The organism is Rahnella perminowiae, assembly GCF_019049695.1.
Classification (GTDB): domain Bacteria; phylum Pseudomonadota; class Gammaproteobacteria; order Enterobacterales; family Enterobacteriaceae; genus Rahnella; species Rahnella perminowiae.
Window position 1 is genome coordinate 1 of sequence record NZ_JAFMOT010000040.1, and the last position, 413, is coordinate 413.

The window sequence follows — 413 nt, forward strand, 5'->3', positions numbered from 1 at the left end:
GGATTGGTAAAGGTTAACCCCATACATTCTGTCGTCAATTCTTGCTTACCGTACAAAAACCCGAGCATCCCAAATTTTTGCGATTTTTCGAGTAATGATAATGTGATTTCGTGGGCTTTTTCAGGATCGGTGTTAAATAAGAACGGACGAAGAAAGGCATACATAGTTGAATAAGCACTCACATTGCATGGGTGAATCTAATTGACTCTGCCCTTTATACAAGCAGAACTAACCTATTTAGCTTGAGAGATAGCACCCGTTGACGTGCTGTCTAGACTATCTCGTCAAAATCAGAAAAGCTATTATATCAGTGTTGACGCTAAATAAACACCTGCAATTTTCTTTGCTTCACCGCTATATTAACTACCATATCAGCTATCAACCCAGAGTATTTAGAATATAGATTGCAGGAT

Annotated in this window: 1 pseudogene; it reads right to left on the minus strand. The window is 38.5% G+C overall.

Annotated elements, in window-relative coordinates:
• Window positions 1-182 (minus strand): annotated as a pseudogene (locus tag J1781_RS00175) (quinone-dependent dihydroorotate dehydrogenase); the annotation flags it as partial.
• Window positions 183-413 lie beyond the last annotated feature (231 nt).